Annotated in this window: 15 protein-coding genes; 10 read left to right on the top strand and 5 right to left on the bottom strand. The window is 58.3% G+C overall.

Annotated features, from left to right (window positions below):
• Positions 1-59: 59 nt before the first annotated feature.
• Entirely contained in the window at positions 60-3902 is a 3843-nt protein-coding gene (locus QZ534_RS10900) for a hypothetical protein (protein WP_296934475.1), read from the bottom strand.
• Between the two features lie 96 nt (positions 3903-3998).
• Positions 3999-5363, bottom strand: coding sequence for a lysine 2,3-aminomutase (locus QZ534_RS10895; protein WP_296934472.1), 1365 nt, complete (start codon positions 5361-5363; stop codon positions 3999-4001).
• A 664-nt stretch (positions 5364-6027) separates the two neighbouring features.
• Here QZ534_RS10895 and aceE point away from each other — a divergent pair.
• Positions 6028-8691, top strand: coding sequence for a pyruvate dehydrogenase (acetyl-transferring), homodimeric type (gene aceE, locus QZ534_RS10890; protein ID WP_296934470.1), 2664 nt, complete (start codon positions 6028-6030; stop codon positions 8689-8691).
• 10 nt (positions 8692-8701) lie between these two features.
• Positions 8702-10381: a dihydrolipoyllysine-residue acetyltransferase gene (aceF, locus tag QZ534_RS10885; RefSeq protein ID WP_296934468.1), complete on the top strand. Its 1680-nt coding sequence runs from the start codon at positions 8702-8704 to the stop codon at positions 10379-10381.
• 330 nt (positions 10382-10711) lie between these two features.
• Here aceF and QZ534_RS10880 read toward each other — a convergent pair whose 3' ends face one another.
• Positions 10712-11848 (bottom strand): DcaP family trimeric outer membrane transporter, encoded by a 1137-nt coding sequence (locus QZ534_RS10880; protein ID WP_296934465.1) that lies wholly within the window; start codon positions 11846-11848, stop codon positions 10712-10714.
• Between the two features lie 162 nt (positions 11849-12010).
• On the opposite strand from QZ534_RS10880, the gene QZ534_RS10875 reads away from it, so the two are divergent.
• The 6 genes from QZ534_RS10875 to astB all read left to right on the top strand — a co-directional run bounded on the left by QZ534_RS10875 (position 12011) and on the right by astB (position 19785).
• A complete protein-coding gene (locus tag QZ534_RS10875; protein WP_296934462.1) occupies positions 12011-13471 on the top strand; it encodes an exonuclease domain-containing protein in 1461 nt (486 codons plus the stop codon).
• Positions 13472-13570: 99 nt separating this feature from the next.
• Entirely contained in the window at positions 13571-14785 is a 1215-nt protein-coding gene (locus QZ534_RS10870; protein ID WP_296934459.1) for an aspartate aminotransferase family protein, read from the top strand.
• Between the two features lie 9 nt (positions 14786-14794).
• Positions 14795-15814 (top strand): arginine N-succinyltransferase, encoded by a 1020-nt coding sequence (locus tag QZ534_RS10865; RefSeq protein ID WP_296934457.1) that lies wholly within the window; start codon positions 14795-14797, stop codon positions 15812-15814.
• Positions 15815-15866: 52 nt separating this feature from the next.
• Positions 15867-16967 (top strand): arginine N-succinyltransferase, encoded by a 1101-nt coding sequence (astA, locus tag QZ534_RS10860; protein WP_296934455.1) that lies wholly within the window; start codon positions 15867-15869, stop codon positions 16965-16967.
• Positions 16955-18430, top strand: a complete 1476-nt coding sequence (gene astD / locus QZ534_RS10855) for a succinylglutamate-semialdehyde dehydrogenase (RefSeq protein WP_296934453.1) — start codon at positions 16955-16957, stop codon at positions 18428-18430. Before astA ends, astD begins: the two co-directional genes overlap by 13 nt.
• A gap of 14 nt (positions 18431-18444) precedes the next feature.
• Positions 18445-19785: an N-succinylarginine dihydrolase gene (gene astB, locus QZ534_RS10850; RefSeq protein ID WP_296934451.1), complete on the top strand. Its 1341-nt coding sequence runs from the start codon at positions 18445-18447 to the stop codon at positions 19783-19785.
• Positions 19786-19806: 21 nt separating this feature from the next.
• On the opposite strand, the gene QZ534_RS10845 is transcribed toward astB, so the two are convergent.
• A complete protein-coding gene (locus QZ534_RS10845; protein ID WP_296934448.1) occupies positions 19807-20442 on the bottom strand; it encodes a TetR/AcrR family transcriptional regulator in 636 nt (211 codons plus the stop codon).
• 166 nt (positions 20443-20608) lie between these two features.
• Between QZ534_RS10845 and QZ534_RS10840 the strand changes: the two genes are divergently transcribed.
• Both QZ534_RS10840 and QZ534_RS10835 read left to right on the top strand, forming a co-directional pair.
• Positions 20609-21688, top strand: a complete 1080-nt coding sequence (locus QZ534_RS10840) for an efflux RND transporter periplasmic adaptor subunit (RefSeq protein ID WP_296934445.1) — start codon at positions 20609-20611, stop codon at positions 21686-21688.
• A complete protein-coding gene (locus QZ534_RS10835) occupies positions 21688-24714 on the top strand; it encodes an efflux RND transporter permease subunit (RefSeq protein ID WP_296934441.1) in 3027 nt (1008 codons plus the stop codon). Before QZ534_RS10840 ends, QZ534_RS10835 begins: the two co-directional genes overlap by 1 nt.
• A gap of 16 nt (positions 24715-24730) precedes the next feature.
• On the opposite strand, the gene astE is transcribed toward QZ534_RS10835, so the two are convergent.
• Complete coding sequence (astE, locus tag QZ534_RS10830; protein WP_296934439.1) at positions 24731-25786, bottom strand: succinylglutamate desuccinylase; 1056 nt, start codon at positions 25784-25786, stop codon at positions 24731-24733.
• Positions 25787-25794 lie beyond the last annotated feature (8 nt).

Below are 25794 nucleotides of genomic sequence, written 5' to 3'. Positions count from 1 at the left end.
AAACATCCATAAAAAAGCCCCGCACTTGGCGGGGCTGAAGAGAAAAATCAGTTGAGGAGTCAGTTGCAGTTGTTGCAGATGGCGTAGGCTATGTAAACGCCAGCGGGTCCCATTGGTACACCTCCAGAGTTGTCGTAGAAGCGCGAGACCAGTACCAGCAACCGGTTGTCTGCAGAGGAATAACCGAACTGTTCACCATAGCCAACGTCCCCGCCAGAATACGTGTATTGAGGGGATTCCATTCTGATCAGCCCAGTCGGGCCGTCGACCTGATAAGTCCAGGTGTTGGCAGGGAGGCCTGCAGATTGCCGGGTTACATCCACAACGTCGGTGTTCAGACCGAAATTGGAATAGGCAAAGGTAAGGCCCCTTTGTGAGATTGCTGTGCCACTGGCGTCGAATTCCAGTGTTGCACCTGGCAGGAAGATGTCCGTTTCAAAATAATTCTGTCCGGCGAAATAGCCTTTCAACATTATGTCGTAGGACTTTCCGGCGAGGTCGGTGGCCTGGAAGTTCGGGTCCAGTTTTACACCGATGAGGAACGACGATTCTTCGGTCTGCACGGTATAGGGCGTGAATGGATTGGGAAGCCCCAGTGTCATTACGTCGCTGCCCTGCGACACAAATCCGCCGAGCTCGCCATTCAGCAGGTCCAGCGTGCCATCAGTTGTGAGCCCGAAAGCGCCAAGATCAACGTTGAGTGCGGTTTCTTCGTTCCTTGTATCAATGAAGATATCGCTATTCACCAGGGGTTTCAGGCCCTGGCCGACATTCAGCTGTACTTCGTCGGTCAGAGTGGCGTTGCCAGCGGCATCAACGCTGATGTTAAGGGCCCCTGCTCCGTACTCCATCTCGTTCGGTACGACTGCGTCGAAATCATCAACGATGTTGGAGATGCGCAAGGTGGCGAAGCCCCAGTCCCCGGCGAGCGAATCGACGGTCAGCGACGGATCTGTCTTGCTCAGTACATGGGTATTCATGTCACGACCTTCGGTGAAACTTCCGTCACTCTCCTCGAACTGGAAGGTATTCGCCTCAGTGGCAATAAAGAGGCTGCGACCAGCATCAAGCGCCCGGAAGTCAATCTCTGTCGCGCCGGTGACAATCTGGGAGCCGTCCTCGGGGTCAATCATGGTGCTTTCCGGAACAGCTGCGAAAAGCCCGGTTTCGGTGAAGGTTAGGTCGAAACTGCTGCTTAAGCCGAAGCATTCACTGATGGAATCGAACACAGCATCCCGTCCGTCCTCGCTAGCACCTGAATCGATCAGCAGGTCGCCTACACAAAAGTTCGACCAGCTGAGTGTCCCGGTTCCATCGGAATTGTCCGCGATGCTGGCGCCCAGATGCGCATAGTGTGCCTGAAACACCGTTGGTGGATTGTTCACCCTTGAACTTTCAAGCCCAGCGGCTGCCCGAAGGTAATGGAAGTCTCCGGTGACGGCAGGGCCCGCAGTGATTTCATCATCCGGGCTCACATAGTTGACCGTGAGTGTGCCGTCACTGGGCGCTACGCCCGGGGCGATCTCACTCAGTTGGAAGACTTCTCCATCATCAATGATCAGGGCGCCTTCAATCACGGTGACATAGTCAAAACCCTGCATCGGATCTGACAGACCATATTCGCCGTTCTGGTCGAGGAGCGGGCTGGGATTTAGCACTAGCGTTTCACTGTTGTAGGTGAAGGTGCCAAATTCGAGACCGGGGGAACCCGTTTGATCGGCTGGCTGGGTCGTGCCCAGCAAGTAGAAATCATCCGCCAGAACCGTCAATACAGAGACGTTGGTGGGGTCCGCAGAATCCTGCACGAGCCAAGTTCCGGTGATGCCCGACTGATTCAGCGGGACCCGGGTAAACTCCGTTGTTTCTGTCAGGCCAACATCCGGATCATAAGCGGTAAGAGTGTCACCGTCGATTCGCAGGGCGAGCCGCTCACTACCGTTCTCGACGTCGGTCAGTCCCCATGCGCCGTTGTCGTCCCGTACGATTTGAGAAACCGTAATCTCGCCGGTCTGGTTATCCCATTGGTACTGACCCAGCTCCAGGCCCTGCTCGCCAGAAGTATCCTCCGCGGGGCGGTAAGGCAGATCCAGCTCCTGATGCATGTAATAACCGCTTTCCAGGAAGGTAATCTGGACCCATGGGGCGTTATCCGCCCGATCGCCATTGCGTGCGATCCAGCTGCCGATCAGAGCGTTTTCTGCCATTGGCGCTGGCACCTGGTCCGGGAATGGATTTGCCAGCCTTGCGGAGACGAAGACACCGAATGGATCCCGGGCAATTAACCGGAGTTGATCTGTTTCGGCGGGTACATAGCTTTCAGGCAAAGTGCCGGTAAAGCTGGTGGCATCGTTTGCCAGCGGATTGCCAGTAAAGCCGCCGCCCTGGCCGCCTGAGGTCTGGCCGGTAAAGTTGTTGCGCACGGATACGGCGTCGTAGCCCGGAGGCAGAGTCCACTGGAAGCTGTACTCATCGGCCGCCAGATCAGCTGAAGCCGTAGTGATTTCCGGCGCGCCATTGCTGAAGTCGGGGCTGCCACGGCGAATGGTAAAGGTCGCTGTGGAATCGACAACCCCTTCGACCGGGTTATTCCAGGCAAACGTGACCTGATCGCCGGAGCTGATGGAGCCAGCCGGCAGACCCTGGAAGTCGGCAAAACGGTTGTTTTCGGAGTCGATGGGCAGCCCGCCGTTAAAGCTCTCCAGGTCACCGGAAACGGTAACGCTGGAATCGGCCACTGAGCCCAGGCTTGCTGAGGGGAAGCCGGCATAAATCAGCGTTGCGATTTCTTCAATCACCAGGCTGTCAGCGCCATTCTCGTATCGGTGGGTAGGCTCAACAAAGACGAAAAATTCCAGCTGGTTGCCCTGGAGTTTCCAATCGCCGTTATCATTGATAGCCTGCCATGGTCCCTGGGCCTGGCCAACGTTCAGCTTCGCGGTACCTTCGCCAAGCTCTGCCAGGGACCAGTTGCGAATGTCTGCCGCCAGTTCCCCTGCATCTTCAATACCTTCCGGAGAGCCGGCCAACCGCGTTGCAAACCCGCTAAGTGTCTCGCCGTTGTTCAGGAAGTCGTTGGTGACCAGGTTCTGCAGAGCAGTTTCATCCTGGCTTTCTAGCGCGTTGGCAAAGGAAGTTGCCAGGGCGTTCAGCGCCTGCAATGTGGTAACACCATCGCTGATTTCGGTCTCGTTCACCTCCAGCGTGGTTTCCTCGCTTTCCGGCTGAACAAAACTGTTGGTTATGGTCTGGGTCGGATTTACCCGGTTGGTAATGGTCGCCGTATTCGTGCCCGGATCGATCTGTACCTCGATTACATCCAGAGCGGCGTCGAACCCTGAGCGGTTAGCAGTAAAGGGTGAGTTGCGAAGATCGAAATCGTCTTCAACGCCCAGGGCATCAAGCAAGGGCTTTAAACGCGTCTTCAGCGCCTCTTCCTGAGTCTCGATAGCTGCCTGTTGGATCAGGTCGAAATCCGGGTTGTTGAAAAACCCCTGGGGGCTTCGGCCCACAGCGTTACCAACAATCAGGTCTGTTAGTGGTGTGATGTTTGCCGTGCCATTCAAATCATCGGCAAACGCCACGGAAAGCATCTGGTAGGCATTACCGCCGGCAATACCGCTGGCGTAGAGCAGAACTGGTGTCGTCAGTTCGGAGAGGTCCAGCTCGAAGCTGCCATCGGCATTGATGGCTGCTGTTGCCGTATTGTCTGCGGCGTCCCGGGCGCCCACAACACCCGATACAGGTGCCCCGGCCGCTGCGGTGCCGGAGATGGTTGCAGAATCATCGGTGGGAGGTGTGGTTGCGGAGCCGGAGCTGCTGCCGCCTCCGCATCCACTGATAATGAGTGCTGCTGCCATGGTGCACAGCAACAACCATAAACGAAGGGAGTGTTGCCTGATCATTTGGTGATTCCTCATTCTTGGTTTTTATCGGTTTCCGACAAACCAAAGCTAGAAGAGCCACAAAAGCCAGGCATCACCCATATGGTGTATGAGCCTTTAGCCGTTACCTTTCTTCATTTCTTCATACTCATCCTCAAAGAAGAATTTCTCCTCTCCGAAGGCCGGTTCCAGCTCGTGCAGCCAGGTAGCCGTCTCGCTGTATTTGGCAAAGAACGGGCGCTGTACCCAGTCCGGGTTGCGGCCCTGGAGGAAGCGCAGAACGAACACCTTCTCGCCGTTGATTTCTGTGATCCCCTGAATCTCCACCTTGCCGGGTCCGGCGCTCATGGAGGGGCCACGGGCGGTGCGGGCCAGGCCACTGACTTTTTTCATTGCTTCCCGATAGATGTGGAAAGCCTCGACAAGAGGTACTTCGAAGTAGTTCTTGGCGCCGGTATCCCGCTCCACGAACATGTAGTAGGGGATGATGCCCAGCTGCACTTCTTTCTTCCACAGCTTGGCCCAGGCCTCGGCATCGTCGTTGACGTGTTTGATCAGCGGGCCCTGGGCGCGGATTTCGGCACCGGTGGCGCGAATGCGGCGGATGGCCTCTTCGGCAATCTCGGTGGTGATTTCCTGCCAGTGGTTGTAGTGGGCCATGATGGCCACGTGCTTCCCGGCGTCGACCAGTTTCGCGAACAGGTCGATCAGCTCATCGGCATCCTTGTCAGTCACAAAGCGGTAGGGCCAGAAAGTGAGGGCCTTGGTGCCGATGCGGATGGTCTGGATGTGGTCGAACTCCGGCTGGAGTAGCGGCTCCAGGTACTGGACCAGGTTTTTGGTCTTCATGACCATCGGATCACCACCGGTAACCAGCAGGTCTGTCACCTCCGTGTGTTCCTGCAGATAGCCATGAAGCTTCTCTGCTTCGGTGCTGGCCATCTTCAGGTCCTTGTCACCGACAAACTGCGCCCAGCGGAAACAGAAGGTGCAGTAGGAGTGGCAGGTCTGACCCTGGGCCGGGAAGAACAGCACCGTCTCGCGGTACTTGTGCTGAACGCCGTCCAGAACTTCACCGTCGAGCTCCGGCATGTTCATTTCCATCTGGCCGGCCGGGTGCGGGTTCAGTTCGTCCCGGATTTCCTTGGCAACTGCCTGGATCTCTTTTTTGTCGGCACCTTCCCGGTGCATTTTTGCCATGCGCTCGTAATGCTCGTCTTTCAACATGCCTTTCTGGGGGAAGACAAGTTGATAGATCGGATCGTTGGGTACCTTGTCCCAGTTGATCAGTTCATTGATCACATACTCGTTGACCCGGAACGGCAGCACACTGGCTACCACCTTCATCTCAAACAGGGTCTCCTCAGGGAGGTTCTGAATGACTTCAATCTTGTCGAGCTGGCGGTCTGTGTAGACCTTGAAACGCCGTTCCTCGAACTCCGTAGTCGGAATCCGGTTTGGAAAGGTGACGATGGAGTTCATAGATCGCCCTCTGTTGGTGCCAATGACAGAAAAAGTGGTCCGACCACTTTTTCGGTGGTTAAAAATCAGGCAGGCGAGTATACATAAATCGGAATTTATTTTCAGGTCTAATTAAAAAGTCTCGGTAAATCAGGAGAGTGTGGAGGGGCTCGAGATGGAAAATTCAGTAAAAATCGCCAACTGCGTCGAATAAGCGGCGAATGACAGCAAGTGGATCGTTTAGCGCGGTAATTAATTTTCCGGTTGATAAGAATGCTACGACATTGGTCGCAGCCTGGTTGTCTGTTGGTCCAAAAACGGTCATTCTTCCGTAAGTAACCGAAAGAAGTCCGCTCGGAAAGGATGTTCGTAGGGCTCTAATTGAACTTGACAGCCAAAATGTAGTAAAAATACTACGAGATCAGGTGGGCTAATCCGCGCACTTCGCCGGCGAGCCGCTCGACCTTTGGGCCAAAAGCCCGTGAATCGAGGGCGATCAGGCAGGAAAAGTGTGAAAGCTGTTCTATGCTTTGTACAGGTTCTGTGTACTGGGAGCCGGTACACCTGTCAGGCTGAAAATACCCACAACAAAACACTGCATTCCATCGCAGCTTATCGACACCGCAACGCGCCAGGCTGCTGATCGTGGCGGCGCTGCACTTTTTGATGCCAAGGGGAGGGTTTGATGTACCAGGACGATGATCCCATTGAAACCAGTGAATGGCTGGACGCGCTGGAATCTCTGATCGAGAACGAGGGCGTAGACCGGGCCAAATACATTCTTGAGAGGCTCTCCGAACGAGCGAGCCGCGATGGAACCGAGCTACCGTATTCCATTACCACGCCATTCCGGAACAGCATTCCGGTTTCCCAGCAGGCGCCGATGCCTGGTGATCTCTTTATGGAGCGCCGAATCCGCTCCCTGATCCGCTGGAACGCCATGGCCATGGTTATGCGTGCCAACCAGCGTCCCGGTGATCTCGGCGGGCATGTTTCATCGTTCTCGTCGGCAGCGACGCTCTACGATGTCGGGTTCAACTATTTCTTCCACGGCGGCGACGAGAAGCGCGAGTCCGATCTGGTTTACTTCCAGGGTCACTCTTCACCGGGCATTTACGCGCGCTCCTTCCTTGAAGGGCGTTTCGACGAGAAAGACCTCGACAAATACCGCGAAGAAGTCGATGGCACTGGTCTTTCTTCCTATCCCCACCCCTGGCTGATGCCGGATTACTGGCAGTTCCCCACGGTTTCCATGGGCCTGGGCCCGATTCAGGCGATTTACCAGGCACACGTAATGAAGTACCTGGATAGCCGTGAACTCATCGAGATGGGCGATCGCAAGGTGTGGTGCTTTGTTGGTGACGGCGAGTGCGACGAGCCGGAAACCCTGGGTTCCATCTCCATGGCCGGCCGGGAAAACCTCAGCAACCTGATCTTCGTTGTTAACTGCAACCTCCAGCGCCTGGACGGTCCTGTCCGTGGTAATGGCAAGATCATGCAGGAGCTTGAGGGTGTCTTCCGGGGTGCCGGCTGGAACGTGCTGAAAGTCGTCTGGGGCCGCCACTGGGATCCCCTGTTCGAGAAGGACAAGGACGGCAAAATGCAGCGGGCCATGGATGAGGTCTGCGACGGTGAGTTGCAGAACTTCAAGAGCAACGGCCCGGCGTACACCCGCAAGCACTTCTTCGGCAGGTATCCGGAAACCGCCAAACTGGTTGAGGGCCTCTCCGACGAGGAAATCAACAAGCTCAACCGCGGCGGCCACGATCCCTACAAGATCTATGCGGCCTATCATCACGCCGTTCACAAGAACGGTGGTCGGCCGACCGTTATCCTGGCTCACACCATCAAGGGCTACGGCTTCGGCGAAGCCGGCGAGGCGCAGAATACCGCTCACTCCCTGAAGAAGCTGGATATCGAGCAGCTGAAGTCGTTCCGCGACCGCTTTGCCGTGCCGCTGAAGGATGACGAGCTGAAGGACGTTCCTTATTACCGGCCGGCACCGGACAGCCCGGAAATTGTCTACATGAAGAAGCGCCGGCAGGAGCTGGGCGGTTTCTATCCCAAACGTCGGAAGGATTGCCAGCCACTGCAGATTCCCGATCTGGACATCTTCAAGGCGGTCCTGGACGGTTCCGGCGACCGGAAGATTTCTACCACCATGGCGTTCGTCCGTATCCTCACAGCCCTGACCAAGGACAAGCGCATTGGCAAGCGCGTGGTGCCGATCGTGCCTGATGAAGCTCGTACCTTCGGTATGGAAGGCATGTTCCGTCAGCTCGGTATCTACACGGCCGAGGGCCAGAAGTACGTGCCGGAAGACCGTGACCAGATCATGTACTACCGGGAAGACAAGAAAGGCCAGATCCTTGAGGAAGGCATCAACGAGGATGGTTCCATGGCCGCCTGGATGGCAGCGGCAACCTCCTACAGCACCAACAACTTCCCGTTGATCCCGTTCTACATCTTCTACTCCATGTTCGGCTTCCAGCGGGTTGGCGATCTGGCGTGGGCATCCGGTGACATCCAGGCGCGAGGCTTCCTGATCGGCGGTACCGCCGGTCGAACCACTCTGAACGGCGAAGGCCTGCAGCACCAGGATGGTCACAGCCATGTGTTGGCCAACACCATTCCGAACTGTAAGGCCTACGACCCGGCCTACGGATACGAAATGGCCGTGGTGCTGCGCAAGGGTATGAAAGAGATGTTCGAGGACAACCAGAACGTCTTCTACTACCTGACCATCGAAAACGAAAACTACGAACAGCCGGCCATGCCCAAGGATTGCGAAGACGGCATCATCAAGGGCATGTACCTGTTCGAGTCGGTGGAAACCAAGGGGCGCAAGAAAACCCCGCGGGTTCAGCTGCTTGGTGCTGGCGCGATCCTTAACGAGGTTCGAGCGGCGGCCCAGATGCTGAAGGATGACTGGGGTGTTGCCTCCGATGTGTGGAGTGTTACCAGCTTCAACGAGCTTGCCCGTGAAGGCCAGCACATTGATCGCTGGAACCGCCTGCACCCGGATGATAAGCCCAAGAAGGCCTACGTTACCCAGTGTCTGGAAAAGCAGAGCGGGCCGGTGGTGTCTTCCACTGATTACATCAAGCTGCACTCCGAGCAGCTCCGGGCGTTCATCCCGAAAACCTACCTGACCCTGGGTACCGACGGTTTCGGCCGCAGCGACACCCGGGAGAAGCTGCGCAGCTTCTTCGAAGTGGACCGTTACTACGTAACAGTCACGGCGCTGTCAGCGTTGGCCAAGGACGGTGAGGTGAAGAACGATGTGGTTCTCGAAGCCATGCGCAAGTACGGAATCGATCGCAACAAAACGAACCCGGTGCTGAGCTAAGGAGACCGCCATGAGTGAACAGGAAATCAAGGTTCCGGATCTCGGCGGTGCGGATGAGGTCGAGGTCATCGAAATCACCGTCAGTGCAGGGGATTCGGTTGAGGCAGAAGATCCGATTCTGACGGTTGAGTCAGACAAAGCCTCGGTTGAACTGCCGTCGCCCGGTGCCGGCAAGATCACCAAGATCACCGTCAAGGTGGGTGATAAGGTGAAGGAAGGCGACGTCGTCGGGATGATGGAAGCCAGCGCCGATGGCGGTGGCTCTGACGACGGTGGTGACGACGGGCCGGAAGAAAAGACCGAGGAGAAGGAAGAAGCGAAACCGGAAGAGAAGTCCGAAGAGAAGTCCGGAGAGAGCAAGCCGGCGCCGAAGAAGGCTTCCGGTGGCTCCCGCAAGGAAACCGTGAAGGTTCCCGCGCTGGATGGCTTCGACAATGTTCCGGTTATCGAGATCAACGTCTCGGAAGGCGATACCATCGAGGCTGATGATCCGCTGGTAACGGTGGAATCCGACAAGGCCACGATGGAGATTCCTTCCCCCTACGCGGGCAAGGTGGGCAAGATTCTGGTCTCCGAGGGCGACAAGCTCTCCGAGGGCGATGAACTGCTTGAGATGACCGTTCAGGAAGACGGTGGCGAAGAGGAAGAAGCCTCGGAGTCTGCGTCTGAGGAACCGGCGAAAGAAGAGAAGCCTGAGCCGAAGTCTGAAGAGAAGCCGAAACAGGAAGCAGAGTCAGCCCCTGAGCCCCAGGGTGCAACCTATGAGCCGCCCACGCCAGGTGCCAAGGTTCACGCCGGCCCGGCCGTGCGCAAGCTGGCCCGCGAGCTGGGTGCCGATCTGGCCCGCATCAAGGGCTCCGGGCCCAAGAGCCGGATTCTGAAAGACGACGTCCAGGCCTACGTGAAGAGCCAGCTCAAGCAGGCTCAGCAGGGCGGTGGCGTTGCTACCGGTTCCGGTATCCCCGGCGTCAAGCTGCCGGACTTCAGCCAGTTTGGTGAAGTGAAGCGTGAGGCCATGTCGCGGATGATGTTCGCCACGGCGAACAACATGCAGCGCAGCTGGCTGAACGTGCCCCACGTAACCCAGTTCGAGGATGCGGATATCACCGATATGGAGGATTTCCGCAAGGCCCAGAAGGCGGCCGGCGAGAAGAAGGGCGTGAAGATGACGCCGCTGCCGTTCCTGCTCAAGGCCTGTGCCACCGCGCTGGCGGAACTGCCCCAGTTCAACGTGTCCCTGGACATGGAGCGCAAGGAGGTGGTTCGCAAGAAGTACATCCACATCGGGATTGCGGTGGATACGCCTCACGGGCTGATGGTGCCGGTGATCAAGGATGTGGACAAGAAGGGTTTGTGGGAGCTGGCGGCGGAAAGCGCCGAGCTCGCCCAGAAGGCCCGGGACAAGCAGCTGAAGCCGGCAGAAATGCAGGGTGCCTGTTTTACCATCACGAGTCTTGGTGGTATTGGCGGCACGGCATTTACGCCGATTGTGAATACGCCGGAGGTGGCGATTCTTGGGGTGTCCAAGGCGGCGATGAAGCCGGTTTGGGATGGCAAGGAGTTCCAGCCCCGCCTGATGCTGCCGTTGTCGCTGTCTTACGATCACCGCGCGGTGAATGGGGCTGATGCGGCCCGGTTTACCACGGTGCTTAGTCAGCTTCTTGGGGACATTCGCACCCTTCTTCTGTGATAGCCGGTAGGTTCGTCCCCAGCCTTTGAGGTTGGGGGCGGCGAGAGGCGGGCACTACGATTCAGGACACGCTACAAGCACATCCCTGTGCGCTTGTTTCGGGCCATCCCTGGCCCTCTACAGTCCTGAATCGTAGTGCCCGCCTCTCTCGTTTCATCTCCTTCCCATTCTTCTTTTCCCTTCAGTGAGGACAATGGTCTTCCTGTGATTGCCATTCACTAGTCCTCTGGGCCAACAATGTTCAGAGAGGTCCGCTATAAAATCCGAACAAACAAAAACCCCGGCCGGAGCCGGGGTTTCTGCTGAGTTAACTAACTTCTAACGGAAGGATTAGAAGCTGTACTGCGCTGCGAACAGAACACGGTTTGCGTCGCTAGAATCACCGGCAACAGTTTCCTGATCGAAGTAGCCGTACTCAACGCCGAACATGACGTTGGATACTGGCGACCACATGTAGTTCAGGAACGCGTTCTGGTTGGATTCCGGGTCAGCATTGGTGGTAGCACCGGCTGCAATCGCGTCGTCCAGGTCCAGCATAGTGGTGCCGTAGCCCAGGTTGATGCTACGACCACCGCCGAGCGCTACACTTGTACCGATTGAGAAACCGTAACCCTCAATGGTCTCAAGGCTATTGCCGTCGACATAGGCACTTGGGCCATAGTAGTTGCTGCCAGAGCGCCACAGATAGCCGTTAGCGCCGTCAGTGAAGTTCGCAGCACCCTGAATTGAGATCATGTCGCTCAGGGCAAATTTGGCCGCGCCAAATACCGCAAAACCCATTGCGCTGTCGTCGTTGGTCCCGTCGTCAGCGGTAACCTGGCTGACCAAAGCTGCAGCTGAGTAGGACAAACCGCCAGCCGAGTCTTGGACGCGAGCGGTCAGGGCTGGTGCAGAAGTGCGGGTGTTGCCGCCTGCACCCAGAACACCTTGTGAGCTCGGATCTTCGAGGGAGAAGGAAAGAGCGCCAGTGGTATAACGGATCTGCTCGGCGCGATCCTGGCTGCCAGCGGTGCCTGCCAGGCTGTCGAAGTCCAGAGTCGGGGTGTTACCCACGAAGCTGGTGTAGTTGGACCAGTTGCGGCCGGCCATCAATCCGTTGTATTCGCCATAGGCGTGACGCATACGCAGACTGCCTGCGCCGTTGCCTGAACCACGGAAGTCACCTTCCACGGTAATTGCTACGCCAGAAGCGTGCTTGACTTTGACGCCCAGACGGCTCTGCTGAACGTCGGCGCCGAAATGGCCTTCAACGTCTTCGTTTGCGGTAGGAGTGAAAGAACCTGCACGGGTAGAAACGGCACGGTTGCCGTCCAGGTCGTAGCTCATGTTCAGACGAGCGTAGCCATACAGGCTCGCTTCGGTATCGTCACCTACGTTCAGCGTAAGTGCGCTCGCTTGAGAGGCAACCCCCATTACTACTGTTGCTGCCGTCGCACGAATTGCCAATCTCAGTTTGTTGCTTTGCATCGTTGTTGTCTCCACACATTTTTGTTGTTGGACCCAAAAACAAGGTAGTTACGAATTCGTGACAATTCAAATAAATTCATGCAGAAATTAGACGAATGTCTATAACTGCTTTTCGTTCATATACAGACATCTGCAGTTGCCAGCGAGGCGTAATGTTGTTCCATGACATCCGAAAGTACAGTTCTTGAGTCAGCTACGTTCGCGTTTCTTGATATTGAAACCACCGGCGGCAATTCAGCCCGTGACCGGATTACCGAGATTGGTATTCGGTTCTGGCGGGCCGGCGAGCTGGTGGGCGAGTGGCAGACGCTGCTGAATCCGGAAACGCGGATATCCCCGTTTATCGAGAACTTTACCGGCATCTCCAACGAGATGGTGGCGGATGCGCCGTTGTTTGAAGAGGTGGCGGACGAGCTGGAGGCGCAGCTGAAGGGCAAGGTGTTTGTCGCTCACAATGCCCGTTTTGACTACGGCTTTATCAAAGCCGAGTTTCGCAGGCTGGGGCGATTGTTCTCGGCGAAGGTGCTATGCACGGTAAAGCTTTCCAGGCGTCTGTACCCGGAGTTCCGGCGGCACAATATGGATGCGCTGATTGCCCGCCATGGCCTTGCTCAGGTTCAGCGGCATCGGGCCATGGGGGATGTGTCCGCCATGCTGTCCTTCTTTGAGCATGCCCGAGCAGATAAAGGAGACAGGCAATTCGAGGGCGCCCTGCGGGAGCTGTTGCAGCGCCCGAGTATTCCCTCTCATCTGCCGACGGATATCCTCCAGGATCTGCCTCGGGGGCCGGGGGTGTATCGCTTTTACGGCGAGAACGATGTGCTTTTATATGTGGGCAAGAGCACCAACATGGCCCAGCGGGTGGCTTCGCACTTTTCCGGTGATCACAACTCGGCCAGGGGCGTGCGCATGTCCGAGAGTCTGCGTCGTGTTGAATGGACGGAAACAGCCGGTGAGCTTGGAGCACTGCTGCTGGAGCTCAAGCAGATCAAAACCCTCAAACCCCTGTTCAATCGCCGTTCAAGGGCTGCCAAGAATCTGGTAAGCATCGAGCTGGCAAAAAACGAGGCGGGGTATCTGCAGGCGCGGCTGGTTCGCGAGATCGAGCCTCATCGCCTCGGGGATTATTTCGGGTTGTTCCGCAGCAAGCGGGATGCCGAGCGGGCATTAAGCGGCATTGCTTCGAAAAATGAATTATGCAACCGGTTGCTGGGTCTGGAGCCAGAACATGATGGGCCCTGTTTCCAGCGCACTCTCGGGCGCTGCAAAGGTGCCTGCGAAGAGCTTGAGGATGTCGAGCGTTACAACCTCAGGGTGCAGATTGCGTTTCACAGTCTGCGTCTTAAGACCTGGCCCTGGAAAGGGCCGGTGGGCATTGTTGAGCAGGATGCCCGGTCTGGCCGCACGGACATCCTGGTGGTTTATAACTGGATGCATGTGGCCACCCTGCATGAGGAGGACGAACTGCAGGATTTCTCCCTCCGTGGCCAGGCGGTCACCTTTGATCTGGACTCCTACAAGCTTTTGATCGGCGCACTGATGGATAGGAATAAGGGCGGGAGCATTCCGCACAGGGTGATTGAATTGCCGGCCATCGGGGAACCGGATGTTCTTATGCCGTGAGTGGCGTATTATGGTGCAAGAGTCCGCACACCTACTTACTTGTCTGGCGCGGTCACTCTACTATTTTTATTTGCCTAGCCGCTTTCCCGAGAGAGATCTATGAATAAAGAACCCGTCAGCCGCGAACTGTTCGATGAAGTCATGGTGCCCAACTACGCTCCCGGTTCCATTATTCCGGTGCGAGGAGAAGGCTCCCGGATCTGGGATCAGGAAGGCCGCGAGTTTATTGATCTCCAGGGCGGCATCGCCGTGACCTGCCTCGGCCATTCCCACCCGGGGCTGGTTGGTGCGTTGCACGATCAGGCCGAGAAAATCTGGCACCTGTCCAACGTGATGACCAATGAGCCGGCCCTGCGTCTGGCAAAAACCCTGTGTGACCTCACCTTCGCCGAGCGCGTGTTCTTCGCCAATTCCGGTGCCGAGGCCAATGAGGCGGCGTTCAAGCTGGCCCGTCGGTATGCCTGGGAGCACTTTGGTAAAGAGAAGAACGAGATCATCTCGTTCAAGAACTCCTTCCACGGCCGTACCCTGTTCACCGTGAGCGTGGGTGGCCAGCCGAAATACCTGGAAGGTTTCGAGCCGGCACCGGGTGGCATTCATCACGCTGAGTTCAATGACCTGGAGTCGGTGAAGAATCTGATCTCCAAAGATAAAACCTGCGCCGTGGTGGTGGAGCCCATTCAGGGCGAGGGCGGTGTTATGCCCGGCGACCAGGCGTTCCTGCAGGGGCTGCGTGAGCTGTGCGACGAGAATGACGCCTTGCTGGTGTTCGATGAGGTTCAGTCCGGCGTTGGTCGAAGCGGCCATTTATACGCTTATCAGATGTACGGCGTGGTGCCGGACATTCTGTCCAGCGCCAAGGGGCTTGGTGGCGGCTTCCCGGTGGCGGCCATGCTGACCACGGCCAAGGTTGCCGCCAGTCTGGGTGTGGGTACCCACGGCAGCACTTACGGCGGTAACGCGCTGGCCTGTGCTGTGGCCCAGAAAGTGGTGGATACCGTTAGCCAGCCGGAGATTCTGAAGGGTGTGAAGGCCCGCTCAGACAAGCTCCGCAAGGGCATGATGGATATTGGTGAACGCTATGGTGTGTTCAGTGAGGTTCGCGGTGCCGGTCTGCTGCTCGGTTGTGTGCTGACCGAGAAATGGCAGGGCAAGGCCAAGGATTTCCTGAACGCGGGCCTGGAAGAGGGCGTGATGGTTCTGGTGGCCGGTGCGAATGTGATTCGTCTGGCGCCGTCCCTGATTATCCCGGAATCGGACATCGATGAAGCCCTCGAGCGTTTCGAGGCGGCGGTAAAAAAACTGACGGCCTAAGGAGACTTTATGTGGCTGGTACGTCCGGCTCAGCCGGATGATCTGGACCAGATTCTCGCCATTGCGGGCACCCAGTGTGCCCGTCTTTCCTCCACTCTGCCCAAACAGGGCGATGCCCTGGCGTATAAGATCGAGCAATCTCTGGCATCTTTTGCTGGGCGGATCAGCCCCGAGGACGATCCGCCCAGGTTCCTGTTTGTGCTGGAGAGCACCGAGACCGGAGACATCGCAGGCACCGCTGGTATTGATGCCCGCGCTGGCAATGGCCAGCCCTTCTACAGTTACCGGCGGGATGCCCTGATCCATGCCTCCCATGAGCTGGGTGTGTCGCGTCGGGTGGAGGTGTTGTATCCCTCCCATTCCCTGACCGATATCTCCCTGCTGTGCTCATTCTCGATCCGACCTGAACTCCAGGATACCGAAGCGTTTGAATTGCTGTCCCGGGCCCGGCTTCTGTTTATTGCCGATCACCGGGAATGGTTTACCCAGCGTATGGCGGTGGAAATCCAGGGCGTCCAGCTGGAAGACGGCAGTGTGCCATTCTGGGACAGCCTTGGCCGGCACTTCTTCAATATGGATTTCGAGACCGCGGACCAGTACTCCGGCCAGCTGAGCAAGACCTTTATTGCCGAGCTCATGCCGCCCAATCCGATTTACGTCACGCTGCTGAGCGAGGCGGCCCAGAGCGCCATGGGGCAGCCGCACCAGATAACCGTGCCCAACTTCGAGCTGCTTCAGCGGGAAGGGTTCCAGCCAGGCAGTTACCTGGACATTTTTGATGCCGGTCCGGTTCTTGAAGCGCGCACCGACAGCCTGAAAACCCTGGTAACCAGCCACCCCAAGGAACTGCATGGCACCAATGAGGACGTGGGCGAAACCTGCCTGATTGCCGCCGGCGAGCGGGAACAGTTCCGCTGCACCCTGACACCGGTAGCCGAGACACTGGACGATAAACTCAAGGTTCCGGTGGCCACCTGGAAGGCTCTGAACAGGACCGCGGGCGACCGGGTAAGGATCGCGCCGCTATGACAGGCGTCGGAATCGGAAAGCCCACAACCGCAGGCTTCAGGGAGGCGATAACATGCTGGTAATCCGCCCGCTGCAGGAAAACGATCTGGATGACCTGTACGCCATGGCCGAGAGTGCCGGGAAGGGGCTTACCACCTTGCCGGCGGATCACGAGCTGCTGCAGAGGAAGATCAACCATGCCCGCGAGACCTTCAACCAGCGCATCGCGCCGGAGGCGGGTCTGTACCTGTTTGCCCTTGAGGATATCCAGCGCAAAAAGACGGTTGGAATCAGCGGGATTCAGGCCCGGGTGGGTCTCGATGAGGTGTTCTACAATTACCGTCTCAGTGTAACGGTGAATGCCTCCAAAGAGTTGGGTGTTCACGTGCGGACGCCTACGCTCCATCTGTCCAACGACATGACCGACACCAGCGAAATCTGCTCGCTGCTGCTGTCCGATGAGTACAAGGGCGGCGGCAACGGGCTGCTGCTTTCCCGCTGCCGGTTCATGTATCTGGATGAATTCCGGAAGCATTTTTCGGAAAAAGTATTCGCGGAAATGCGCGGTGTGTCCGATGCCCAGGGTCGAAGCCCTTTGTGGGACGCACTGGGAACCAAATTCTTTGATATGGAATTCAGTGAAGCTGACATGCTCTCGGGCCTGGGCAATAAATCCTTTATCGCCGAGTTGATGCCCAAGTACCCGATCTACCTGTCCATGCTGCCGGATTCGGCCAGGGCCGTGATTGGCCGGGTTCATGACAATACCGCGCCAGCGCTTCGCATGCTCCAGTCCGAAGGATTCAACTTTAACGGGCTGGTGGACATTTTTGATGGTGGCCCGGTGGTTGAAGCCTTCGTGCACAACATCCGCACAGTGCGGGAGGGCATGAACCGGCACGCCATGGTGACTCGAAAGCCAGTGAATCTGGACGTGCCCGCCGATGAGCGTGTGATGGTGTCGAATCGTTCATTCCGGGATTTTCGGGTGACCACCCTGCCGATAGATTGCATCGGGCCGGATACCGTCAGCCTGCCGCCGGAAGTGGCCGACGCGTTGCAGATTGAATCTGGTGATCCGGTTCGTCTGGCCCCCTTGAAAGACTCGGGGATGCTGACCAAACATAGTTATAGAAGCTCAGTACCGGGAGGTGCATCGAAATGGCAAAGCTGACAGGTGAACTGTTTATCGACGGGCTCTGGCTACAGGGCCACGGGCCGGTATTCGAATCTGTCCAGCCGGTCACCGGTGAGACAATCTGGGACGGCGAAAGCGCCAACCTGGAGGATGTTGATGCGGCCGTTCGCGAGGCCCGCAATGCGTTTGTAAAGTGGCAGCGCAAGAGCTTCGCCGAACGTCAGGCCGTGGTCGAAGCCTTTGGTGAATTGCTTGAGGCCCACAAGGAAGAGTTGGCGCATCAGATCGGGCTGGAAACCGGCAAACCCCTGTGGGAATCCCGCACCGAAGTGGCGGCCATGATCGGCAAGATCGGTATTTCCGTGAAAGCCTACAACGACCGCACCGGTACATCGGAATCCGATGTTGCCGGTGGGCATGCGGTACTCAGACACCGGCCCCATGGCGTGGTGGCGGTGTTCGGCCCCTACAACTTTCCGGGGCACCTGCCGAACGGTCATATAGTGCCCGCTCTGCTGGCCGGTAACACGGTGGTATTCAAGCCCAGCGAGCTGACCCCTGGAGTGGCTGAGCTGACGGTTAAACTCTGGGAAAAGGCCGGCATTCCGGATGGAGTGGTCAATCTTGTGCAGGGCGACTCGGCCACTGGTAAATCACTGGCTAACCACCCCGGGATTGATGGGCTGTTCTTTACCGGCAGCTCCACCGTCGGGCACCTGCTGCACAAACAGTTCGGCGGCCAGCCGGAGAAAATCCTGGCCCTGGAGATGGGCGGCAACAACCCGCTGATCGTTCAGGATGTGAGCGATGTGGATGGCGCAGTGCATCATGCCCTGCAGTCAGCATTTCTGTCGGCCGGCCAGCGCTGCACCTGCGCCCGTCGACTTCTGGTGCCCAAGGGCAAGAAGGGCGACGCTTTCCTCGACCGGCTGGTTGAAGTCTCCTCCCGGATCAAGGTGGGCGAGTTTGACGCTGATCCTCAGCCATTTATGGGCTCTGTGATTTCCGCGGAAGCCGCCGAAAAACTCCTGGCGGCCCAGGCCAGCCTGCTGGAGAAGGGCGGCAAATCCCTGCTGGAAATGAAGTCCCTGAAATCGGGAACCGGCCTGCTGTCACCCGGTATCATCGATGCTACCGGGCTTGATGTGACCGACGAAGAATTTTTCGGACCGCTGCTGACCGTCTATCGCTACAAGAGCTTTGATGACGCCCTGGAGCTGGCCAACGACACGAGCTACGGGCTCTCTGCAGGTATTCTGACAGATGACCGGAAACTCTATGATCGGCTGGTGGAAGAGGTGCGTGCCGGGATTGTGAACTGGAACCGGCCCCTGACCGGCGCCAGCAGCGCGGCACCCTTCGGCGGTGTTGGTGCCAGCGGCAACCATCGCCCCAGTGCTTACTATGCCGCCGACTATTGCGCCTGGCCCATGGCCTCTCTGGAGGCCGGCAAGAGCGAGCTGCCAGAGTCTCTGGCACCCGGCCTCAATTTCGATTAACGGGACCCAGTGCCATGGTGAAACACGCGGTAGAAGCAAACTTCGATGGCCTGGTTGGCCCCACCCACAATTACGCGGGGCTGTCTTGGGGTAATGTGGCTTCGAAGTCCAATGTCAGCTCCGTTTCCAATCCGAAGGAGGCGGCATTGCAGGGCCTGGCCAAGATGAAGCGTCTGGCGGACCGGGGCTATGTGCAGGGCATTCTGCCGCCCCACGAGCGCCCGCATATTCCGACACTCCGGGCCCTCGGATTTGAAGGGACGGATGCCCGCGTACTGGAACAGGCGGCCAAATCCAGCCCGTCTATACTGGCGGCGGTATCGTCTGCGTCGCCCATGTGGACGGCCAATGCCGCCACGGTATCACCGAGTGCCGACACGTCGGACCATCGCGTGCATTTCACCCCGGCCAACCTGAGCGCCAAGTTTCACAGGTCCATCGAACATACGGTGACCGGGCGTTCCCTGAAGGCCATCTTTGCTGACGAGAGCTACTTTGCCCACCACCCGGCACTGCCATCGGTAAGCCACTTCGGCGACGAAGGTGCCGCCAACCATACCCGGTTGTGCGCCGGATACGGCGAGCCCGGTGTGGAACTCTTTGTGTACGGCCAGATTGCATTCAACGAGCAGGCGCCGGCACCCAGGAAATACCCGGCAAGACAGACCCTTGAAGCCTCCCAGTCGGTGGCGCGACTGCATGGTCTGAAAGATCGGAATGTGGTCTTTGCACAACAGAACCCGGAGGCCATCGATGGCGGCGTTTTTCACAACGATGTGATTGCCGTTGGCAACGGCAATACCCTGTTCTACCACGACATGGCATTCCTCAACGAAGAACAGGTGCTGGCGGATATCCGTGAGCGCCTGACCGGTGCCGAGTTGGAAGCGGTTCGGGTCAGCAGTGCCGATGTGCCCCTCGACGATGCGGTGGCGTCCTACCTCTTCAACAGCCAATTACTGAACACGCCGGATGGCATGTTGCTGGCGGTGCCCGGCGAGTGTCGAGAAGTGGCTTCGGTTAGCCGTTATCTGGACAACCTGGTGAAGTCGGGCGGGCCGATTACCTCGGTGGAGGTGTTTGACGTCAAACAGTCCATGCGCAATGGGGGTGGCCCCGCCTGTCTGCGTTTGCGAGTGGTATTGAATGACGATGAACTCAGGGCCATCAACCGCGGCGTGCTGCTCACCGACGAACTCTACGAGCGCCTGACAACCTGGGTGGAAGCCCATTATCGGGATGAACTCAGCCAGGATGAGCTGGGCGACCCGATGTTGCTGGAAGAGGTCCGCAAAGCCCTGGATGAGTTAACCGGGATAATGGGCTTGGGTTCCATCTACGATTTCCAGCTCTAGCAGCTGTTGAGCCTGAGGCTGTCAGGCTGAAATCGAGGACGTCAGCATATCCATGGTGTGTCGGATCAACTGTTCGGCCGGGAAGTCCGGGTTGCCTTCGCCCATTTCCGACTGACAGAGCAATATTACCCCGTGCAGGGCACCGCGCAGATACAAAGCGGTTTGAACGGGGTCGGTAATCCGGTCCCGGTTCATGGTGCCGTCCTGAAGCCCCAGTTCAATAGCCCCCACCATCAGTTCCATCAGATCTGATTTGGAGCACAGCATTTCCTCGGCCTGGCTTTCGTCGGCCTCGGCCATGGCGGTGGATGCCTTGGTCAGCGCCGAGAAATAATCCGGTTCCTCCAGATAGAAGCGATAGTAGGATTCCCCCATTGCCCGTATCTGGGCCAGGCCATTGTCGGCGGTCTGTCTTGCCTCTTCGAAGCGCCGGAACAGGCTGTGTCCCGCCCTGAGCATGATGCCCCGCTGTATCGCCGCCTTGTCCTTGAAGTATACGTACAACAAGGCCCGGCTGAGACTGGCGGTGCGGGCAATGTCGTCCATGGACGTGCGCTCATAGCCCTTTTCCGAGAACACCAGTTCGGCGGCGTCCAGGATGGTGTCGTAACGGGCCTGTTTCTCTCGCTCGCGGCGGGTTTTCAGCGGTTCGCTCATTCAATCATCCGGTTAGTTGGCAACTGCACGCATAGCATACCTGAAATGGAATCAAACCCGATTATTGACAAAATGTCAAAGAATGACATGATGTCTAAGTCAGCCATCGGGTTTCTCCAGGGACTGGACCCCGCCAACTACACGAGCATGGATGAAAGGAAGAGTCATGACACCACTTCGAATCCCCGTCGCCATCGTTTCGCTTGCGGTTTTCTCACTGTTTCTGTCGGGCTGCAAAGCCAGTGACGTAACCCCGGAATCCGGGGAGCAGAAGGTTTCAGTGCGTGTGTCAGAGGTTACCGGCGGTGAAAGCCAGGATATGCCGCTGAGGTTTTCCGGAATTGTTCGCGCCACCCAGCGCGCGACACTCACGTTCCAGGTCAGCGGCACCCTCAGGGAGCGTGCGGTGGAGCTGGGCCAGAAAGTGCAGGCGGGTGATCTGCTTGCCTGGGTCTACAACCCCGGTCTGGAGCCGGCCCGGGATTCTGCCCGGGCCCGGCTGGAAGAGTTGAGAACCCAGTATCAGCAGGCACAGAGGGAGTGGGAGCGTTCCAGCCGGTTGCATGAGCGCGGTGTTGTCTCCGAGCAGACCCTGGAACAACTGGCTGCACGGCGGGACTCCCTGGAGGCGAGTGTGGCTACAGCAAGGGCGTCCCTGGCTGAGGCAACCCAGCTGCTTGAAGAGAGTACACTGCGGGCACCCTTTTCCGGGCGGGTCGAGGCCCTGCTGGTTGAGCGGGATGAATTTGTTGCCGCCGGTCAGCCGGTGATGCGGTTGTCCTCTCCAGAAGGGCGCGAGGTGGAAGTGCGGGTGCCCGCGTATCTGCTGGATCATTTGAAGCTGGAACAGACGTTGCCGGTCTGGTCGGTGCAGGATCGCAGTCGCCCGCCACAATCAGGCTCGGTAGTCGAGATTGCCCAGGCCAGCGCTATTCGCGGTGAGCTGCATCCGGTGCTGGTGAGTCTGCCTGTAGATACGCTGGAACCCGGCGAGCCAGTCGAGGTTGGTATCACCCCGATTCGGAAGTCGGCTCTCACGGTTCCGCTGCTTTCGGTGATCCGCAATGCCGAAGGTGTCAGCGTGTTCCGGGTACGGGATAGTGTGGCCAACAGGGTTTCGGTGGAAGTCGACCGGGTGGTTGGCGAGCGGGTCGTGGTTACCTCCGGTGATCTGTCTCCGGGTGATCAGGTGGTGTATGCCGGTATGACTCGGCTGGCGGACGGTGATGCCGTGGAGGTGCGCTGATGACCCGCCGGCTTCTGAACTGCCAGCGCCTGCTGGGCATGGTGGTCACCATGCTCTGCCTGCTTGGCATTGCCGCCTACAGCACCATGCCGCGCCAGGAAGATCCGTCGTTTCCCTACCGGGCCGGTCTGATCAGCATCAACTATCCGGGCGCCAGCGCCGAGGCCGTCGAACGGCTGGTGCTTCGGCCCCTGGTGGACGAACTACGCCAGGTGGAGGAAGTGGATTTTACCCAGTCAACGGCCCGTACCGGAGTGGCCCTGGTCCGTCTGCGCCTGAACGACGACATCTACGACACCGACCCCGCCTGGGACCGGGTACGCCAGGCCATGGAGCGGGCTAAGCAGGACTTCCCGGATGACGTGGGCCGGATGGTGCTCGACGATCGCCTGATCGATATTCCTGCCATTGTCATGGCAGTAGGTGGCTCGCCCTCGGTCACGGAATTGTCCGATGTCGCCGAACGGCTGAAGCAGAACCTCTCGGATTTGCCGGGTGTTTCCAGGATTGAGCTGGAAGGCGATGCCGACGAGCAGATTACCCTGGCCCTGGACGATGCTGCGCTTTTCCGCCTGGGCATATCTCCTGCAAGGGTTCTGGACACGTTGGCGCGGCGCAACCAAACCATTCCCGGTGGCTTTGTGGTCGTCAACGGTCGCCGCCTGTCGGTGCTTCCCAACAGCGAGTTTGCCGATATCGATGCCATTCGCGCCACACCCATTGAGCTTCCGGATGGCTCCCAGGTGCCGTTGGCCGCGGCGGCAGATGTCTGGCGCGGGCCTGTGGAACCAAGGCAGCCGGAAACCTGGTACGACGGCGAGCGGGTGGTGCTGGTCTCCATCATTATGGAAGAGGGCACCACCGACGCCATCCGTTTTGGTGAGCGGGTGCGTGAACGCATGGACCAGATTCGGGGTGATTTCGAACCCTACGAGATCCGCGAGATGTTCTTCCAGCCAGACAAGGTTGAGGAACGTCTCGATAACCTGGCCTGGAGTCTGGTGCTGTCAGTGCTGATCATCGTGGCGGTGGTCTTTACCGGCATGGGCATCCGCATGGGCCTGCTGGTGGCCTCGATTCTGCCTATGGTGGCCCTGATCAGTGTCGGTCTCTACGACCTGGGAGGGGGTGTGCTGCACCAGATTGCCGTCATCGGCATGGTCATTTCATTGGGCATCCTGATCGACAATGCCATCGTAATTGTAGAAAACATCCAGGGACACCTGGATGAAGGCATGCGCCGACTGGATGCCCTGCGCAAGGCCGTCAGTGAACTGGCCGGCCCGCTGGGCGCCTCAACAGGAACCACACTGGCGGCCTTCGCTCCGCTGCTTCTGGCCAAGGGCGGTGCGGCTGATTTCACCCGTGGTGTGCCGGTGATGATTATGCTGACTCTTTCGGTCAGTTATCTGCTTGCCATCTCAGCCGTTCCCCTTCTGGCGGCCCGGTTCCTGAAACCCCGGCGCAAAGCCGGCCAGGACCGATTGATCGGAGTGGCGCGCTTCCTCGGAAGCCTGGTGTCCCGTTATCCCGGACGATTGATTACCGCCGGCGTCATTCTGGTGGGCATCAGCCTGGCTATGACTCCCTTTATGGCCCAGCAGTTCTTCCCCAATGCCGACCGTCCGAGGGTGATTGTCGAAGTCTACATGCCCGAGGGCACCGACCAGGCCCGCACGGCAGAGGCCACGGAAAGTCTGGAACGGATTATCCGTTCTCAGCCGGATGCCCTGGAGGTTCATCGGTTCGTAGGCTTCACCGGACCTTCATTTTACTACAACTTGCAGCGCGCTCCTCAGGCGCCGAACCGGGCCAGGCTGGTCATCACCACACCCACGCTGGAAGACACCACCGGCATGATCCGCTGGATTCGCGCCCATGTGAAAGAGCAGATGCCGGAACTGGATGTCACCGTGGGCATTCTCGGGCAGGGGCCACCAAGGGCTGCACCGGTAGAAGTCCGGGTTTACCACGCCGACGACGGCGCCCGGATAGAAGCGGTGGAACAGATCTTCAGCATCCTGCGAGGGGTTGAGGGTACGGTCGACGTCCGCCACGACCTGGATATTGGCGTACCCAGTATTGCTATCAACGTCGACGATGCGACGGCGGCCCGATACGGCCTGACCCGCGCCGATGTGGCCCAGAGCCTGTACGGCCAGAGCTTTGGTGTGGTGGCCGAGCGCTATCGCCAGGAAGAGGACCCCATTCCCCTAGTGCTCCGTTCCCGCGAGGGCACGGCTCTGTCACTGTCACGGTTGCTGTCCGTCAACATCTACAACGACCGCGGTGACGCTGTGCCTCTGTCAGCGGTGGCTACCGTGGACACCACCTGGGAACCGGCAGCCCGATACCTGCGGGACGGAGTGCGGATGAACACCGTAACGGCGAACCTGGAAAACGGCTATAGCTTCAGCCAGGCCCTGGATGGCCTCTACGCGGGCCTTGAGGAAAACCCGTTGCCAGCAGGCACCCGCATGGCCATGGGCGGTGATGCCGAAGGCTCCGGTGAAGCCAACACAGCTCTGCTCACCGCAGCCCCCATCGGCATGTTGCTGCTGCTGTTCTTCCTGCTGCTGCAATTCAACTCCTTCCGCAGGGTCGGCATTATCCTGCTGACAGTGCCGCTGGCTACCGTGGGCATCTTCCCGGGTCTTGTTCTGTCTGGCTCACCCTTCGGTTTCCAGTCATTGCTGGGCGTGATTGCATTGGTAGGTATCGTGGTGAACAACGCCATCGTTCTGCTGGATGTGATGGATCGGGAACTGGAGAAAGGAAAAGACATCCGCGATGCCATGCGCAACGCGGTAGAGCAGCGCACCCGCCCGATCCTGCTGACCACCGCAACCACCGTGGCAGGCCTGCTGCCATTGGCGTTCTCAAGCTCCACACTCTGGCCACCCATGGCCTGGGCCATCATTTCCGGCCTGCTGGCCTCAACGGTGCTCACGTTGCTGGTTATCCCGGCTGTCTGCACACAGTTGATCAAAGTCAGCGTGCCGGAACCTGAAAATGCGCCAGCCTGAGTACCTGAATTTGGGGTCAGATGAAATTTTCATCTGACCCCGTTTTCGGGCGAATCATCAGCCCGACCCTGTGACCGACGGGCACCTCCGGATTCGGAAACACAATCGCCTCCGGTGAATGCCCCACCCGGTAGCTGGTTTCATCATCCTCCCAGATGACTGTGCCGGGCTGGTACTCGGTAAAATTGGCCACATCGTCCGGAATATGAAACCGGAAGTTCTTGCCAGTGTTCAGGATCTCATGCACCACCTCGAACACCGTCAGGTGATCAAACGGCGGCTGTGGGGCAGGTGAGGGTTGCCCCCGGAACCGCCGCCGCAAGGCATTCCGTATGCCCGAGAAACGCCCCAGATCATTCTGCCCGAACGACCGAACCTTACCCAGCTCCACGGTAAAACTCTCGGCCTTCAGCAGCGACGAAGAAAACGACGAAAACGTCGTGCCCGCTTTATGCTGCAGCAAAAGCGTCTCTACCTCCGCCTCCAGCAGAAATTCGCACTGCTCTGACGGAACGGTCCGTCCCTCAACATACGGATACAACGCAAACCGCTCACGGTGAGAAGGTCGAATCGCCGTGTGCAGATCATAGTGATAAAGCGCCTGTGGATTCGCCATGGCAAACTGCCGGCAGGCCTCCTCAAGCTCCTGAGCCCGAGCAGCCTCGGCCAGCCCCTGATATTCGCTGCGCCCGTGGGCACCATCGAACAGCCGGTTCAGGTTCACCTCCATAAACCGCTTCCCGGCCACCATTGCCGGCGGATTCCCGAGGATCAGCAATACCGGACAGGCAAGCTCCCATTTACCCTCGATCAGCTCGGAGACCAGCCCGTTCAGAACCTCAATCGGCGCTGTCTCGTTGCCATGGACTCCGGCTGAAACAATCATGGCTTCGGCATTCGGGTTGTTGCGGTCAGCGGGAGGTGCAATGTCCAGAACGCCAACGGCCTTGCGGCTGATACGGGTGCCATCGGGGAGGAAGGTTTTGGTTTCCGGGAGTGAGGCGTTGGCGTTGTCGAGGGTATGGGAGAGCCAATCAGGTGAACTGCCAAATAGATCTGAGCTAGCGGTCATGGGGACTC

Origin of the sequence: uncultured Marinobacter sp. (genome assembly GCF_913055835.1) — a bacterium.
Taxonomy (GTDB): domain Bacteria; phylum Pseudomonadota; class Gammaproteobacteria; order Pseudomonadales; family Oleiphilaceae; genus Marinobacter.
This window is presented reverse-complemented; position numbering and strand designations above follow the sequence as displayed.

Bases quoted from the DNA above. Each gene is read 5' to 3' on its own strand.
- QZ534_RS10900 (WP_296934475.1), bottom strand. From the start codon at position 3,902: ATGATCAGGCAACACTCCCTTCGTTTATGGTTGTTGCTGTGCACCATG.
- QZ534_RS10895 (WP_296934472.1), bottom strand. From the start codon at position 5,363: ATGAACTCCATCGTCACCTTTCCAAACCGGATTCCGACTACGGAGTTC.
- aceE (WP_296934470.1), top strand. From the start codon at position 6,028: ATGTACCAGGACGATGATCCCATTGAAACCAGTGAATGGCTGGACGCG.
- aceF (WP_296934468.1), top strand. From the start codon at position 8,702: ATGAGTGAACAGGAAATCAAGGTTCCGGATCTCGGCGGTGCGGATGAG.
- QZ534_RS10880 (WP_296934465.1), bottom strand. From the start codon at position 11,848: ATGCAAAGCAACAAACTGAGATTGGCAATTCGTGCGACGGCAGCAACA.
- QZ534_RS10875 (WP_296934462.1), top strand. From the start codon at position 12,011: ATGACATCCGAAAGTACAGTTCTTGAGTCAGCTACGTTCGCGTTTCTT.
- QZ534_RS10870 (WP_296934459.1), top strand. From the start codon at position 13,571: ATGAATAAAGAACCCGTCAGCCGCGAACTGTTCGATGAAGTCATGGTG.
- QZ534_RS10865 (WP_296934457.1), top strand. From the start codon at position 14,795: ATGTGGCTGGTACGTCCGGCTCAGCCGGATGATCTGGACCAGATTCTC.
- astA (WP_296934455.1), top strand. From the start codon at position 15,867: ATGCTGGTAATCCGCCCGCTGCAGGAAAACGATCTGGATGACCTGTAC.
- astD (WP_296934453.1), top strand. From the start codon at position 16,955: ATGGCAAAGCTGACAGGTGAACTGTTTATCGACGGGCTCTGGCTACAG.
- astB (WP_296934451.1), top strand. From the start codon at position 18,445: ATGGTGAAACACGCGGTAGAAGCAAACTTCGATGGCCTGGTTGGCCCC.
- QZ534_RS10845 (WP_296934448.1), bottom strand. From the start codon at position 20,442: ATGAGCGAACCGCTGAAAACCCGCCGCGAGCGAGAGAAACAGGCCCGT.
- QZ534_RS10840 (WP_296934445.1), top strand. From the start codon at position 20,609: ATGACACCACTTCGAATCCCCGTCGCCATCGTTTCGCTTGCGGTTTTC.
- QZ534_RS10835 (WP_296934441.1), top strand. From the start codon at position 21,688: ATGACCCGCCGGCTTCTGAACTGCCAGCGCCTGCTGGGCATGGTGGTC.
- astE (WP_296934439.1), bottom strand. From the start codon at position 25,786: ATGACCGCTAGCTCAGATCTATTTGGCAGTTCACCTGATTGGCTCTCC.